At 39.7% G+C, this 13,971-nt stretch carries 18 protein-coding genes; 13 read left to right on the forward strand and 5 right to left on the reverse strand.

Annotated features, from left to right (window positions below):
- The first annotated feature begins 33 nt into the window (after positions 1 to 33).
- Together BS1321_RS21645 and BS1321_RS21650 are read left to right on the forward strand one after the other, a co-directional pair.
- Positions 34 to 1,200, forward strand: a complete 1,167-nt coding sequence (locus BS1321_RS21645; protein WP_063233057.1) for a M14 family metallopeptidase — start codon at positions 34 to 36, stop codon at positions 1,198 to 1,200.
- A gap of 173 nt (positions 1,201 to 1,373) precedes the next feature.
- Positions 1,374 to 2,546: a YqgU-like beta propeller domain-containing protein gene (locus tag BS1321_RS21650; protein WP_063233058.1), complete on the forward strand. Its 1,173-nt coding sequence runs from the start codon at positions 1,374 to 1,376 to the stop codon at positions 2,544 to 2,546.
- A gap of 41 nt (positions 2,547 to 2,587) precedes the next feature.
- On the opposite strand, the gene BS1321_RS21655 is transcribed toward BS1321_RS21650, so the two are convergent.
- A complete protein-coding gene (locus BS1321_RS21655) occupies positions 2,588 to 2,761 on the reverse strand; it encodes a DUF2759 domain-containing protein (protein WP_034308396.1) in 174 nt (57 codons plus the stop codon).
- A gap of 233 nt (positions 2,762 to 2,994) precedes the next feature.
- Here BS1321_RS21655 and BS1321_RS21660 point away from each other — a divergent pair, with 233 nt between their 5' ends.
- Complete coding sequence (locus BS1321_RS21660; RefSeq protein WP_063233059.1) at positions 2,995 to 3,621, forward strand: MBL fold metallo-hydrolase; 627 nt, start codon at positions 2,995 to 2,997, stop codon at positions 3,619 to 3,621.
- Positions 3,622 to 3,985: 364 nt separating this feature from the next.
- A complete protein-coding gene (locus BS1321_RS21665; protein ID WP_063233176.1) occupies positions 3,986 to 5,086 on the forward strand; it encodes a class I SAM-dependent methyltransferase in 1,101 nt (366 codons plus the stop codon).
- A 52-nt stretch (positions 5,087 to 5,138) separates the two neighbouring features.
- On the opposite strand, the gene BS1321_RS21670 is transcribed toward BS1321_RS21665, so the two are convergent.
- Both BS1321_RS21670 and BS1321_RS21675 read right to left on the reverse strand, forming a co-directional pair.
- On the reverse strand, positions 5,139 to 5,381 hold the full coding sequence (locus tag BS1321_RS21670) for a DUF2626 domain-containing protein (RefSeq protein ID WP_034308393.1): 243 nt from the start codon (positions 5,379 to 5,381) through the stop codon (positions 5,139 to 5,141).
- An 85-nt stretch (positions 5,382 to 5,466) separates the two neighbouring features.
- Positions 5,467 to 6,168 (reverse strand): helix-turn-helix transcriptional regulator, encoded by a 702-nt coding sequence (locus BS1321_RS21675; protein WP_063233060.1) that lies wholly within the window; start codon positions 6,166 to 6,168, stop codon positions 5,467 to 5,469.
- A 215-nt stretch (positions 6,169 to 6,383) separates the two neighbouring features.
- Here BS1321_RS21675 and BS1321_RS21680 point away from each other — a divergent pair, with 215 nt between their 5' ends.
- The 9 genes from BS1321_RS21680 to BS1321_RS21720 all read left to right on the forward strand — a co-directional run bounded on the left by BS1321_RS21680 (position 6,384) and on the right by BS1321_RS21720 (position 11,230).
- The gene (locus tag BS1321_RS21680; RefSeq protein ID WP_063233061.1) at positions 6,384 to 6,764 is read left to right on the forward strand and encodes a Spx/MgsR family RNA polymerase-binding regulatory protein; all 381 of its coding nucleotides are present in this window, start codon (positions 6,384 to 6,386) and stop codon (positions 6,762 to 6,764) included.
- Between the two features lie 94 nt (positions 6,765 to 6,858).
- Positions 6,859 to 7,944 (forward strand): competence type IV pilus ATPase ComGA, encoded by a 1,086-nt coding sequence (comGA, locus tag BS1321_RS21685; RefSeq protein WP_411836501.1) that lies wholly within the window; start codon positions 6,859 to 6,861, stop codon positions 7,942 to 7,944.
- Positions 7,928 to 8,962 carry a competence type IV pilus assembly protein ComGB gene (comGB, locus tag BS1321_RS21690; protein ID WP_063233062.1) on the forward strand — a complete coding sequence of 345 codons (1,035 nt, stop codon included), beginning with the start codon at positions 7,928 to 7,930 and terminating at the stop codon, positions 8,960 to 8,962. The genes comGA and comGB overlap by 17 nt, the downstream gene beginning before the upstream one ends.
- A 77-nt stretch (positions 8,963 to 9,039) precedes the next feature.
- Positions 9,040 to 9,351: a competence type IV pilus major pilin ComGC gene (gene comGC, locus BS1321_RS21695; RefSeq protein WP_063233178.1), complete on the forward strand. Its 312-nt coding sequence runs from the start codon at positions 9,040 to 9,042 to the stop codon at positions 9,349 to 9,351.
- A 7-nt stretch (positions 9,352 to 9,358) separates the two neighbouring features.
- A complete protein-coding gene (gene comGD, locus BS1321_RS21700; RefSeq protein ID WP_063233063.1) occupies positions 9,359 to 9,802 on the forward strand; it encodes a competence type IV pilus minor pilin ComGD in 444 nt (147 codons plus the stop codon).
- Entirely contained in the window at positions 9,789 to 10,127 is a 339-nt protein-coding gene (locus tag BS1321_RS21705) for a hypothetical protein (protein WP_063233064.1), read from the forward strand. The genes comGD and BS1321_RS21705 overlap by 14 nt, the downstream gene beginning before the upstream one ends.
- On the forward strand, positions 10,075 to 10,554 hold the full coding sequence (gene comGF, locus BS1321_RS21710; protein ID WP_081112903.1) for a competence type IV pilus minor pilin ComGF: 480 nt from the start codon (positions 10,075 to 10,077) through the stop codon (positions 10,552 to 10,554). Before BS1321_RS21705 ends, comGF begins: the two co-directional genes overlap by 53 nt.
- Positions 10,547 to 10,933 carry a competence type IV pilus minor pilin ComGG gene (comGG, locus tag BS1321_RS21715; RefSeq protein ID WP_063233066.1) on the forward strand — a complete coding sequence of 129 codons (387 nt, stop codon included), beginning with the start codon at positions 10,547 to 10,549 and terminating at the stop codon, positions 10,931 to 10,933. Before comGF ends, comGG begins: the two co-directional genes overlap by 8 nt.
- Positions 10,934 to 11,044: 111 nt before the next feature.
- Positions 11,045 to 11,230: a YqzE family protein gene (locus BS1321_RS21720; protein ID WP_063233067.1), complete on the forward strand. Its 186-nt coding sequence runs from the start codon at positions 11,045 to 11,047 to the stop codon at positions 11,228 to 11,230.
- 46 nt (positions 11,231 to 11,276) lie between these two features.
- On the opposite strand, the gene BS1321_RS21725 is transcribed toward BS1321_RS21720, so the two are convergent.
- Both BS1321_RS21725 and BS1321_RS21730 read right to left on the reverse strand, forming a co-directional pair.
- Complete coding sequence (locus BS1321_RS21725; protein ID WP_063233068.1) at positions 11,277 to 12,074, reverse strand: YqhG family protein; 798 nt, start codon at positions 12,072 to 12,074, stop codon at positions 11,277 to 11,279.
- Complete coding sequence (locus BS1321_RS21730) at positions 12,052 to 13,740, reverse strand: DEAD/DEAH box helicase (protein WP_063233069.1); 1,689 nt, start codon at positions 13,738 to 13,740, stop codon at positions 12,052 to 12,054. Before BS1321_RS21730 ends, BS1321_RS21725 begins: the two co-directional genes overlap by 23 nt.
- Between the last annotated feature and the right edge of the window lie 231 nt (positions 13,741 to 13,971).

A 13,971-nucleotide genomic window follows, 5' to 3' on the forward strand; every position in this document is an offset into this window, starting at 1 on the left:
ATAAAGATAAAACAATGAAAGGGGCGGAGCAGAATGAAAGTTGTGAGCAGAAGCGGGGATGCTTTGGCATATTACAGTCAATTGTTCCAAATTCCTCAGATTTTGATTGAGGATGCCAATCCCGCCATTACTGGCGGTGTTTTGCCAAATGGCGTGGAAGTACAGATACCTGGATACATTGTTCAGGAAGAGTCCCGGTTAGATATCGACTTTGCCGAAATCGCTTTACAATATCACTTGCCCATCGATGGGATATTATTGATGAATCAAGATGGACAAAAACCTTTTTCCGTACCCGTCCGGGTGATGAATCCCATGATTGTCACCGACAAGCCCTATGAATATCAATCACTTCTTGACGATCTTGATATTCTATCTTTTCATTATCCCTTTATTAAGGTTGAATCGATCGGGAGGAGTGTGTTGGGAAAAGAACTCCTTGAGGTCAGAATCGGTCAAGGTGATAAGATCATACATTATAACGGTTCATTCCATGCCAATGAATGGATTACTTCGGCGGTTTTGATGAAATGGTTTAATGATTTTCTTCTAGCAGTAACGAATGATCATACACTATGCGGAATGGATTGTATGCCCTTCTATCGAGATATGACCATTTCGATGGTTCCAATGGTGAATCCGGATGGAGTCGAGCTTGTCCTAAAGGGGGAGGAGGCGGCAGAGGGGAAGGTTGATGTTTTAAAAATAAATAATGGTAATCCTGCCTTTTATGCTTGGAAAGCCAATATCCGCGGTGTAGACCTGAATAATCAATATCCTGCCAATTGGGAGATTGAAAAGCGTAGAAAGATTCCAAAATCCCCTGCCCCGAGAGATTTTCCAGGAGAGACCGCGTTATCAGAACCAGAAGCATTGGCCATGAAGGAGCTGGCAATAAGACGGAATTTTGAAAGAGTGCTTGCACTTCACACCCAGGGAAAAGAATTCTATTGGGGATATGAGGGACATGAACCTGAACAGGCAGCGAATGTTGCGAGGGAGTTTGAGGAGCGCAGCGGATATCGGGCAGTGCAATACGTGGACAGCCATGCCGGGTATAAAGATTGGTTCATTCAGGAATTCAAACGCGGCGGATTCACAATCGAACTGGGAAAGGGCATCAATCCGCTTCCGCTATCCCACTTGCCTGGTATATATAAAGATTCTGTCAAGATTTTGATGGCAGGTCTATATATGTGATGCTTTCCTCTAAGGAATATACTTCCAAAAAAATATAAGATTATTATCCGCCACATTTTCTCTTTTTTCCTTTATAATGAAACAGAGTAAGGATTCGATTGGTTTATTCCTTACTCTCTTTCTAATGTCTCGCTCACAAATGCCAGGCGTTTTAGTTTTGAAGTGGGAGGTGTGTGGGGATTAAAGTATCCAAAGCGGCACTTTGTATGCGGCTTTCCATTTGTAAGATGTTGTGTTTCGTCCCATTATTTATCTCCACTATCCTTCTTATCTCGGCTTGTGAGCCTTCCAAGGACCTTAGTAAACCCGTAAATGATACGGAAAAAGAACACTCCCATTCTAACCTGGAAACTTCAGTAAGCAATTTAAAGGTCCCGACTGCAGAATCGGAAAAAATTGAAGCCATTTTTGGATGGCTGGATTCTAAAACCATTTTATATTCTGTGAAGCGGGATGGTAAGGAATTATCCCAGTTGATGGCATGGAATTTGGAAACGAATGATACTTCCATATTCTATCAGCCGGCTTTTGCGTTTTCTGAAGTATCGATCAGCCCATCTGGTACGCATATTTTGTTATCGTCCTTCACCTCTTCGGGTAAAGCATCAATCACCATACTTGATAAAACGGGAAATCCACTGTATTCCGTGGCGATACCAGCCTATGAATTAGCTTATGAGTGGAATTCATATAAAGATGGCCGGTTGTTTTTATCGAGTTTTTATGAAGATTGGACATACAACAGTTATATGTTGAACCCAGATGAACAAACAATGGAAACATTGGACTTTCCGCAGCCCTTTGCTCAATGGGCAAGTGAAAATGAATTGATGTTTCTCGATTGGGACAGGGAAGAACCTGCTTTGACGGCTCCCCTAGAAAAAAAAGCGCTGAATGAGGATGGAGCTGACAGCCTTATGCTCGATGTCATTCACTTTAAAAAAATGAAACAAGCGCTGATGACGATCCAAGTGGAGACAGAAAAAAAAGATCGGGGTACATATGCATTTTATGATCAAACAAACAAGCCGATCTACTCTTTTTCCGTGCCACTATTGAAAAGCTTTTCAGATTGGGTGATTCCATCCTATGATTTCATTGAAAAAAACAAGGAATTCATAACGTTTATTCCTAATGAATCAAAAGATGCGGACCAATATGAGGGAAGGTTTACCTTAACTAAATTTAATTGGGAAAAAGGCACACAAGAAGAATTGATGAAGGACATGGAAAATGAACCATTAAGCTGTTCGCTTGATGGCAACTTCTGCTTATATGGATATCAATTTGAGAAAATCATTGATATGAAAACCCATCAAATACAAAGATTGTTCAAACAAACATGATGACCTAAAACAAAAGCTCGCCGGATGGCGAGCTTTTTTCTTCAATGGGCAACAGGAAAACCGCTGTTGATGACAGTCATTACAGTGAACCAGCCAAACACGACTGCACTGCCGGCTGCAAAAATGAATCCTAAGAAGTTTCTCTTTTTTAATGAGGTAAACACAGCTGCTACTCCTAAAATAGCCACAAGTCCGAAAACAACCATTAATATCATGTCAAACCCCCCTTTTTTCGTAATGAATACCTAATCCCTAATAATATACCCAGAGAATAAAGCAACTACCAAAAATATGTAGAAAAGATTGCATTTGTTAATATCTTAATATTTTTTCAATTATTTGTCGAGGTTTAAAAGGTGACACTTCTATGACTTGAGTAATCTGGATTAACATTAGCAGCTTAATTAGTGTAAGATGAAGATAGAAAATCATATTGGAGTTGATGGAAATGAAATGGACACAAATTCCTCTAGGCCCGCTGCAAACGAATTGTTATATAGTTTCCGATGGACAGGATTGCATCATTTTCGATCCGGGTGAAGAGCCACAGAAAATCATACAGTACATACAAACAAAAAAATTAAAGCCTTTGGCGATTTTATTGACACATGCACATTTTGACCATATCGGTGCTCTTGATGCTATTCGAGATCATTATGGGATACCTGCATATATTCATGAAAAAGAGGCCAAGTGGCTACTTGATCCCGCATTGAATGGTTCCCAAAACTGGTTCCCAGAAAATCCAATGCGCATGAAGCCTGCCGATCACATCCTGGCAAATGAGCAAGAGCTTACTATTGGAGGATTCACTTTCGAAGTATTCGAAACCCCCGGACACTCACCAGGAAGCGTTTCGTATTATGCGAAGGAGCAACGTCTCCTCTTTTCAGGGGACGTCTTGTTCCAAGGAAGCGTTGGCAGAACCGATTTAATAGGCGGAAGCGAGGCAGTGCTGTTAAATAGCATTGAAACGAAGCTGCTGACACTTTCTGATGATGCTATCGTTTTTCCTGGTCATGGGCCTGTCACGACCATTCTAGATGAAAAGAATACTAATCCCTTTTTGAGATAATGACTTTTGCAGGTGCCATATGGCATCTGCTTTTTAAGTTCTTAATTATGTAAAAATATTGAAATGGTTCATTTCCGGAACTATACTGAATATAAAACCGGGGTCTTCCCTAGTGTGCATGACTTTTCTGATTCTGCTCTGAAGTAAGTTGCATATATTAACATTGTTGGAAACCATCATTTTGTAATGATGCAATCTTATGACTGCGAGATTAAAAATTTGGAATTTTGTGAACTTTAAAATTTGGTTTTGAGTATGATTGTCGATAAATAAACTTATTCATGTCAGCGCACCTAGTTTTATAAAGAAAAAGGGTAGTTTAATTTTTAATATGATGGAAGATCATGGAGACGGAGGCATTGTGTTGAAAAATCACTTGAAGGAATTGATTGCAGGCAGCCCCCAAAAAAGAATCTCCTATCATGACTATATGGATGCTGTTTTATATACGCCAAATATAGGCTACTATGCACGCGCAAAAGAGAAGATTGGCACAAGAGGGGATTTTTATACGTCTGGCAATGTTGGGGATGCATTTGGGAGATCACTGGCCAGATGGTTCGTTTATTTGATAAAAAGTTGCGGAGTTTCACCAATAATCATCGAGGTCGGCGCAGGGGACGGTAAGCTGGCTTATGACATCCTCGTTTTCATAAAAGAAATAGAACCGCAGATATGGGACTCTCTGACTTATATCCTTGTGGATGGCAGTCCATTTCATAGAAAGATACAGCAAGAACGTATAGGGATATTCAAACAGGCAGTTTCTGCTGCCAGTTTAGAAAAATGGACGAATGTAAATGGAATCGTTTTTTCAAATGAACTTTTCGACGCGTTGCCTGTACATGTCATTGAAAAGTATAAGGGAGCCCTGGTAGAGGTATTCGTCACTGAAAAGGAAGGCGATTTGGTAGAAGAGAGGGAACCTTTGGACAACCCTGACATTCTATCTTACCTTACAGAACGAACTATCACCTTAAATGAAAAACAACGATACGAAGTTCCATTAAAAATGGTCCGTGAATATGAGAAGATCGTTTCTTGTATCGAATCGGGCATTCTCCTTACAATTGATTATGGCTATACCGATAAGGAATGGAAGGAGCCAGCTCATCTTCAAGGGAGCTTGAGGGGCTATTATCAGCATCAAATGATTAAAGATGCACTTATGTATCCTGGCGATATGGATTTGACGACACATATCCATTTTGACACATTAATCGAGATTGGAAAAAGAAAGGATCTTTCCATTCAGGGGCTTTTTCTTCAAAATGAATTTTTGCTTAAAGCAGGGATATTAGAGGAATTGAAGGATCATCAAGGAACTGATCCATTCTCGAAAACGGCAAAGCGTAATCGTGCAATTCGGGGGCTAATCGTTCCAGGGGGATTTAGTGAACATTTCAAAGTGTTGCTTCAATCGAAGAATTTAGCAGAAGATGTAAGAATATTTCCTGAATGGTGACAAGTAAAAACCCATGAATCAAAATTCATGGGTTATGTAATATTGCTTGTTCTTAATGCGCAGCACCCGGAGTCATCATAAATACGCTCCAGTAGGAAAATCCTGCAAAGAAAACGGTAAGATAGGCGCCGAAAACATAAATATACATGCGCTCAGATAATTTCAAATAACTTAAAAGTACAAAAAAGATCGTTTGTGCAAAGAAAAGCAAAGACGTTTGATGCATATGGCCAAGATAAAAGAAAATTGCCATAATTCCTGTCCAAAATCCACATACTCTGAACATGCGTTCCACCCGAATCCCTCCTTATGTCTAGTCGTGTACATTCTAAATAATTATAAATGAAATTGTAAGGTAATGTAAAGGATGCCTTTTGTTTCTATGTGAGAACCGAAGCCTGGTAAGAGCATGTTGCACAATTGGACATCATATTTTCTAATTCCACAATATTGACATTCTCAAACAAGGCTTCGAACATACCTTTTAAAAATGAATTATGCATGGAGCAGATTGTTCCTGGCTCCACTTCAGTAACTTCCTTAAACGGGCAATTGAAGATACGGAAGTATATTTTATTTTCTTCTTCGCTTGCTTGTATTTCAGGAGATACCCCTGCGATGGTTGCCGCATTTTTAAGCATGTTGACTTTTTCCGCAAAAGCAAGTCGATCGATCGTCGTCGAGTTCAGGGCTAGTTGCTGATTGATCAATTCCTCCCCGAATACTTTTCCCGTTTCATAAAAAGCCTGTTTTCCTTGTTCCCCTAATGTCATCATCGTCTGGATGGCAATCCTTGAAAGCAGCTGATAATTCCTATTTGGGAAATGAAGCTGAATGACTTTATCGGATAATCGATAAAGTCTGCTGGGGCGACCGCCTTTCCCGGTCTTTCGGGCATCCGATGTCAACATATCGATATCCTCAAGTTTTGACAAATGTAGACGGGCAACATTTGGATGGATGTTAAATGAATCGGCGATTTGCTGTACCGATACATCACCATGGTTGTTCACAATATGCTGATATATATAATATCTGGTGGGATCAGCTAACACGTTTGTTATTTTTAACGTTTGTTCCATTACACCCTCCTGCTATTCCATAGTTTTCCTATGTTCATTATAATGCAGGCATAAAAAAATGGAATAAGAGAAAGGGCAAACTCCCTTTAGTTTAAAAAAAGTTCACATTTAAAACCGTTTTATAAAGCAAATATATATACATTTATTGTACAAATATTATACAATGGTTATATAGATTATTAATGTATACAAAATGTGAACGGGGAGTGATTAGTATGGCACAGTTAACTTTCTTTTCGTATCCAAGTTGTACATCTTGCCGCAAAACAAAAAAATGGTTAAGGGCCAATCAAGTTTCCTTCGATGAGCGGCATTTATTCAGAGAGACTCCAACTGTAGCAGAGTTAAAAAGAATTCTTGAATTGACATCGGAAGGACTTGATGAAGTCTTAGCAACAAGAAGTGAAGCTTACAAAGACTTACAAGTTAATATTGACGAAATGATGCTTTCTGATGTCATCCAATTATTAACAAAAGAACCGAAGTTATTAAGAAGGCCCATCCTCATACACGGGGAAAAACTTGTGATTGGTCATAATGTAGACGCATTAAGGAATTTGGTTTCCCATAGGATTGATTTGAAAATGAGCATGTGAGATGATTCTCGAAGTTTTTTCGGGAATTTTTTTATTCTAAAGCAGGAATTTGTCGTGGATTGTCGAATCTATACAACAAGAAACATAGGAGGTGATGAATGAATTGATATCGATTGAAAAGACCGCAGAAAAAATACTAACCCGTGCAGTACAGGAATCGGCATCGGATATCCACATTTTTTTTCGCAGAGAGGGACCTCTCATCCAATTTAGGATAGACAATAAGCTTGTTCCCCAGGAAACATTATCATTCTTTGAAGCTGAAAGGCTGATCGCTCATTTGAAGTTCCTTGCCTCGATGGATATAGGGGAGAAAAGGAGGCCCCAGAGTGGTGCCATCACCATCAATTTAGCTAACCAGGTGGTCGGACTCCGCCTTTCCACTTTACCCACTGCCCATCTCGAAAGTTTGGTCATCCGCTTAATACCCCAACAGAATATCCTTCCTCTCAAACAGTTATCCTTATTTCCAAACACCGTTCAAAAATTGATTGCACTCCTGAAGCATTCCCATGGCATGCTCATATTTACCGGTCCGACCGGCAGTGGAAAAACCACGACACTTTATTCCTTGCTTCACCATGCCCATGAAATGATCAATCGAAATATTATTACACTTGAAGATCCCATTGAAAATGTATCCCAAAAGGTATTGCAAGTCCAAATCAATGAAAAGGCGGGCATTACGTATTCTGTCGGTCTAAAAGCTGTCCTAAGGCATGACCCTGACGTCATCATGGTTGGGGAAGTCAGGGATGCAGAAACAGCCAAAATCGCAGTGCGTGCCGCATTAACAGGTCATTTGATACTTACAACCATGCATACAAGGGACGCCCAGGGCGCCATCTCCAGGTTACTGGAGTTTGGTGTCAGCTTGCTTGAGGTTGAACAGAGTTTGATTGGCGTGACAGCACAGCGGCTGGTTGAGTTGCGATGTCTTCCATGTAAAGGGGAGTGTGCTTTAGCTTGCAAAATGACTGCCAGGAATAAAAGGGCAAGTGTATATGAATTGCTATATGGAAAAAGCCTGGCTGAGGTTCTCCGGATAATGGGAGATGAAAAGGGAAAGGCAACGGTCAGCTACCGCCAATTGAAGGATGAAATCGGAAAAGCGGTTGCGATGGGCTATGTAGATTCTCAGGAATATGAACGGCTGGTATACCATGAAACCAAAAAGTAAATGGAGGGTAAAAGAGCAGGCGGTCTTTATTTCGAAGCTAGGTGAATTATTGAATCATGGTTATCCTTTGGAGGACGCTTTACATTTTCTTGAGTTTCAGGAATCAAAGAAGAAAGCGGAAGACTTCACTAAGGCTAAAGCCGATTTAAGGAACGGTTACCCGTTGCACATGGTTCTGACCCATCTTAATTTTCATCCTCAGCTTGTAAGTTATATATTTTATGGAGAACAATATGGCGGCCTGGAACGGGCGTTGAAAGAAGGAGGGCGATATTGGAAGAAAAGAACCGAGGATATGGATAAAGTAAAAAAGTTAATGCTGTATCCCATATTCTTAGTCTTTTTTGTAAGCATCGTTTTTTATATTCTTCAGAGTGTTCTCCTTCCCAAATTCCAGACAATCTATTTCACGATGGATGTCGATCAGCATACACTTTTGAGATTAATGTCAGCCCTCACATTCATTCTTCCAGCACTCCCCTTCTTTTTACTCGGATTGCTCCTATTCTTGTATGTATTCAAACGATTTTGGTTTAACGGATTGTGCCCATTAAGGCAACGGAGGATTTTGATGGGAATTCCGATATTCGGGACCTTCATCAAATTATACGAAACTTATTTTTTTGCTAGCCAATTCAGTGGCTTACTTTCCGGAGGGCTATCGATTAACGATAGCATCAAATTATTCTCGATAAATCAACAGCAGCCTTTTTACCAAAAACTATGCGCGATCATTAAGGATGATCTGATCGAGGGCAGATCACTTGAAATGATTTTTCGGGAGCTCCCATATTTTGATGGGAATTTACCGATGGTCGCTGCAAATGGTCAAAAATACGGCAGACTTGATGCGGAGCTACTTCATTACAGTCGTTTTATACTGGAGAAAATTGAAGAGAGAATGAATGCAATCTTAAAAATCATTCAGCCTCTTATGTTTTCACTGATAGGTCTTTTGATCGTGTCCATTTATTTGGCGGTTTTGCTGCCGATGTTCTCACTGCTCGAAGGTATATAGGATTTTATTTTTGTATTCTGGAGGTGAAAATGCTCGAAATTCATCTGGTATTCAGATGGTTTCAGGAGCATGATGATATGTTGAAGAAAGTAATGAATGAACGTGGTTTTACACTAATTGAAATGCTTATTGTTTTACTGGTAATATCCATCCTTTTGATTATAACAATCCCCAATATCACGAAGAACCAATCCACGATCCAGTCTAAAGGATGTGAAGCATTCGTGAAGATGGCCCAAGCACAGGTACAGGCTTATGAGATTGACAATGCTAAACTGCCCGGAAGTATCGGTGAATTGGAAAGTCAAGGCTATCTCAAACAGACATCCTGTCCTAATGGGGATGATATTAGTTTGGATAGTAAAGGAAAGATAACGGTCGTTGAGTAGGAGAGAAGTGAATATACGGCATTCCAATGGGGGGTATACACTATCTGAAACCCTTATTGTCCTCGGTATTTTTGTACTCCTGATTTCCATCGGCCCTAATCTATATCCTAGCTTCACTAAAGGAATGGAAAATAGGCTCTTTCTTTCTCAATTCCATGAAGATCTTTTCTATGCACAACAGTATGCCATCAGTCATGAGAGCTTGATTTACCTCCATATTGATAATACCAAAAAGGTTTATACCGTTTCGTCTTATAAGGAGGGGATCGTTCTAGAGAGAAGCATCCCAAAGGATATACAGTTTTTAAGTGGCACTTTGGGGTTCAGCTTTCATTTTAATCAGTATGGAAATGCTTCAAAAGCCGGAACGATTATGATTGACACCTCAAAGGGAAAGTACAAGTTGGTCCTCAATATCGGTAAAGGGAGGTTCAGGATTGAGAAATTGTAAAGGTTACGTTTACCTTGAGATGATAGCCGCATTTTCCGTTTGTCTATTCCTGGTCCTTGCCATTTTACCAATTCTTGAAGAGTTATTGACGCATCGGAAAGATATTGCCGTAAGGACAGAAGCCCACCATTTATTATATGAAAGATTGACGGCGTTCATGGAAGGGGAGATACAAGCAGTTGGTCAGGAAATCATTTACAAAAAAAGATCCTATGAATTGGTTTGGAAGGACCATGGGGATTTTCCGGGAATGATTGAAGGGTGTGTACGTTATGAAGATGAATCGGGTAATCTGGAATCCATTTGTGATGCTGCGAAAAAATGATGGCTTTACGATGATCGAAATGCTTTTTTCTTTAATGATTTTAATGACGACGTCCCTTTTTGTTCTACAGCTTTTTTCAATCATTAACACCCAGATGGGGTCCGTTGATAAATTGCATCCTAAAGAGTGGGAGGTCTTTACCATGCAAATGAAGCAGGAGGTCCGGAGTTCCAAAGTTCAGGATGTAATGGGAAATAAATTATATTTGCTTTCAGGTGAACAATTATCATCATTTGAACAATATGAAGATAAGGTCCGAAGACGAGTGAATGGTATGGGGCATGAGGTCATCTTACAGAACATTTCGGAATTCCGGGTTGAGAAGGATGGCAGTGTCATTGTTATAAATATTACGGATAAAGCAGGGACTACTTTCAGTCGAAGATTTCATCCTTTCTTTAGGAATGTTGCGAAAGTCGATGAATAATCAAAAAGGAGTCGTTTTCCCGATGGTCATGATTGTAGCGAGTGTTTTCATCATGTTCACGATACTAATGATCGATCAGTTTATCATTGATAAAAAGTTTTATAAAGAAGTGGAAGAATCGCTTGTGGCCGACCATCTTGTCCATCTAGCCATCAAGGATGTGACGGCAGAGTGGGGCGAAGAGATCCCAAAAATCATCGAGGGGGAAATTTCATATCCCAATGGTGTGGTGCGGTATTCCTTAATGAAGCAAGAGGGTCCTTATGTCTATATCGAGTTTTCTTCCACGACTAAAAATGACCGTGAGGGCAGGGTTATCATTCAATACGATAAAGAAGCGGGGAACGTGAAAGAATGGTTGGAAAAGCAGGCTGTGTAATACGCAAGATCAACACTCTTTTAAAACGGAAAGCGACAGGTTTACGTGTAAAAATCGAAGGAATAAAAGTAGCGTAAACCGGGCATACTTTGCATAGGGTGATGATTTTATATGTCTACAAACGCTTATATTAAATATCTGACGCAGCAGCTTGTCGAGTATTTTAATCTGACGAAAAAAGAACGAAAAGAAAAGCGCCGTCATAGAAAAGAGGATAAAAATCATGGAATGTCCCATTGGTTTGGCATTGTCCCTTTTGCTTTGTCGATGTTCGTAAGGAAAAATATCAAAAAGTAAAACAGATGTCCTGAACTTAGGACATCTGTTTTTTATCGTTCTTTACTTATCCCAACGCCCTATCTGAAAGGTAAAATAATCCTCCATTGATTATGGATATTCGGATGTTGGGTTCATATTGAGCTTTTAAGGCTTCTTTTTCGGTAAAATAGCTCTCACTTTTTTCGTCCATATCCTTGTAAAAATGTTCCAATAAATTTAAGTCATTCTGCCAGCGCAGCATTGCTTCCTCCGCCCAGGTATGATCATCATCCTCGAAACTGGTTCTTATATATGTATCCAGTCTTGCCAATCCACTCTTGGGCATGATGAGCGGTGAAAGCGTAAAGGAGTAATCCGGTATTTTTGGAGTGACCTTAATCGGTAAAACCCGACGGTGAAACCCTTCCATGATTTCACCCGAGATTAAATTCAATCCTATCGACATGAAAGTATCTTTTTTACGGTCGCATTGATAGGATATTTTCACATTCAGGGTCAGCCAAGGAAACAAAGGATTATTTCCGCCTTTTGATGGAGGAGTATCCTCAAAAAGTCTAGTATACCCTGCAAGCTTTTTGGTTGATTGTACAATCTGATGAAGGCGGGGGGAGCCAAAATGAATCATTTCTCCCTTTAAGTCGGATGGAGCTTGTTCGGAATCGGTAATGAACGTCATCTGGGCTGGGTTCGGAACGCCACCTGTTTTTTCGAGATAGTGCCAATAAAAGGGTCTGTTCATTAATTCTTTATCCATTTCGATTGTCAATTGGACTGTAAGGTGGGTTGGTGTATTATCCAGTATTTCACAATCATTGGCTTTAAAGTAAGTTAATAAAAAATCATGAATTTCCCGTTGCTGCATGTACCTCACCTTCCTTCATTGATTGTGCGAATTGGATTAACGATGAAAAATTATCCATCTTGATTTTCATTTCGCCCTCTGTTTTGGACTCGCCGACCACATCAATTAAATATTCTTCAATGTTGTTAATATCCAGTTTGGTTAAAATATCATCCAATTCACCAATTACTTTTTCAAATAAATTAATTTTTTCGTATAGCAACTTCAGAATGTGTTCTTCTACTGTATTTTTCGTGGCAAAGTTATAAATCATCACATCTTCTTCCTGACCAAGGCGGTGAATCCGGCCAATTCTCTGTTCGAGCCTCATGGGGTTCCATGGCAGGTCAAAATTTATCAAATGATGGCAAAACTGAAGGTTTATCCCTTCCCCGCCAGCTTCGGTTGCAATTAAAACCTGTATATTCTTTTGGAATAATTCTCGCATCCAGTCTTTCTTTCCGCGCTTAAAACCGCCTCGGAAAGGAACTGAAGAAATTCCATTCTGCTGTAGATACCATTGAAGATATAGCTGAGTCGCCCGGTATTCGGTAAAGATAATTACTTTGTCATCAATCTTCTTGATCAGTTCCAAAGCTTTTTCAGCCTTGGAGTTCTGAACCGTTTCATTCACTTTAGAAAATAAATCATCAAGCTTTGCCAAAAAGTCAGGGGAAGGCTGATCATATTTATCTCTCATATTCTTTAATGTATAAAAGACCGCCTCTCTGCTGCTGCATGCTTCCCTTTGGAGAGTGAGAGCCGAAAAGGCGCTTCCTTTTGATCCGTCCGAAATAGGCTTGAATTTTGAAACAGCATCGTACAATGCTTGTTCCGTTGGAGAAAATTCAATGGTGATGGTTTCCACATGTCGTTTTGTCCATTCAATACCAGTATCGGCCCGCCGGTTTCGAATCATGACAGTGTTGACCAGTTCCTTTAGGTGTTCATCTTCAATTATGTTCCGGCCTTTCCCTTTATACTTTTCCGAAAAGAGTGAGGCATTTCCCAAGTGACCTGGTTTCAATAATGAAACGAGGTGAAAGATTTCCTCGACTTTATTTTGAATCGGAGTCGCTGTCAGGAGTAAACAAAATTTCTTTTTCAGATTTTGGACGAATTCATAATTCTTCGTCTTATTATTTTTAAGTTTATGAGCTTCATCAATAATGATGAAATCATATTCCTGATTGAAAATGATATCTCGATGTGGGGCGCGTTTCGCTGTATCAATGGATGAAATGACCACATCACAGGATTCCCAAACATAACTTTTTCTCTGAACGACTGCAGGAATATGAAACTTGGTATTCAATTCAAAAGCCCATTGTGTGACAAGGGAAGCCGGAACAAGGATCAATACTTTTTTTACAAGGCCTCTAATCATATACTCTTTTAGGATCAAGCCTGCTTCAATTGTTTTTCCGAGACCTACCTCATCAGCTAAAATGGCCTTTCCATTCATCTTTTCCACCACTTGCTTGGCTGCTTCCAATTGATGGGGAAGCGGGGTTAACTGCGGAAGGTGCTTAGGCGCCTGTAAACCTTCAAAATCAGGGATGATAAGATTTTCCTCCATTTGAACCGCCAATTTATAAAGCTCCCAATTTCCCCATGGACCGTCATTTTCCATCTTTTGCAGAAACTCGTCATTCCATTCAGAATTGAAGGATATATTGATTTTCATAGAAATAACTCCCTCTTAAATCATAATTTCCTTAATAAAAGGTCAAAACCCGAACATTTCATATGTGAAGTGAGAAAAATATTTCTCTTCAAAAGATATTGCAGAGTTAAGTTTCTTAGGGTAGGATATAAGTATATTTAGAAAATTCCAATTTCCAAACGCTACAAAGAATCTTTGTACATCGATTTTTGCAGTTCGCGTTTTCTTAGTATGGGCTACAGGCTCCTAATT

The organism is Peribacillus simplex NBRC 15720 = DSM 1321, assembly GCF_002243645.1.
GTDB classification, from domain to species: Bacteria; Bacillota; Bacilli; order Bacillales; family DSM-1321; genus Peribacillus; species Peribacillus simplex.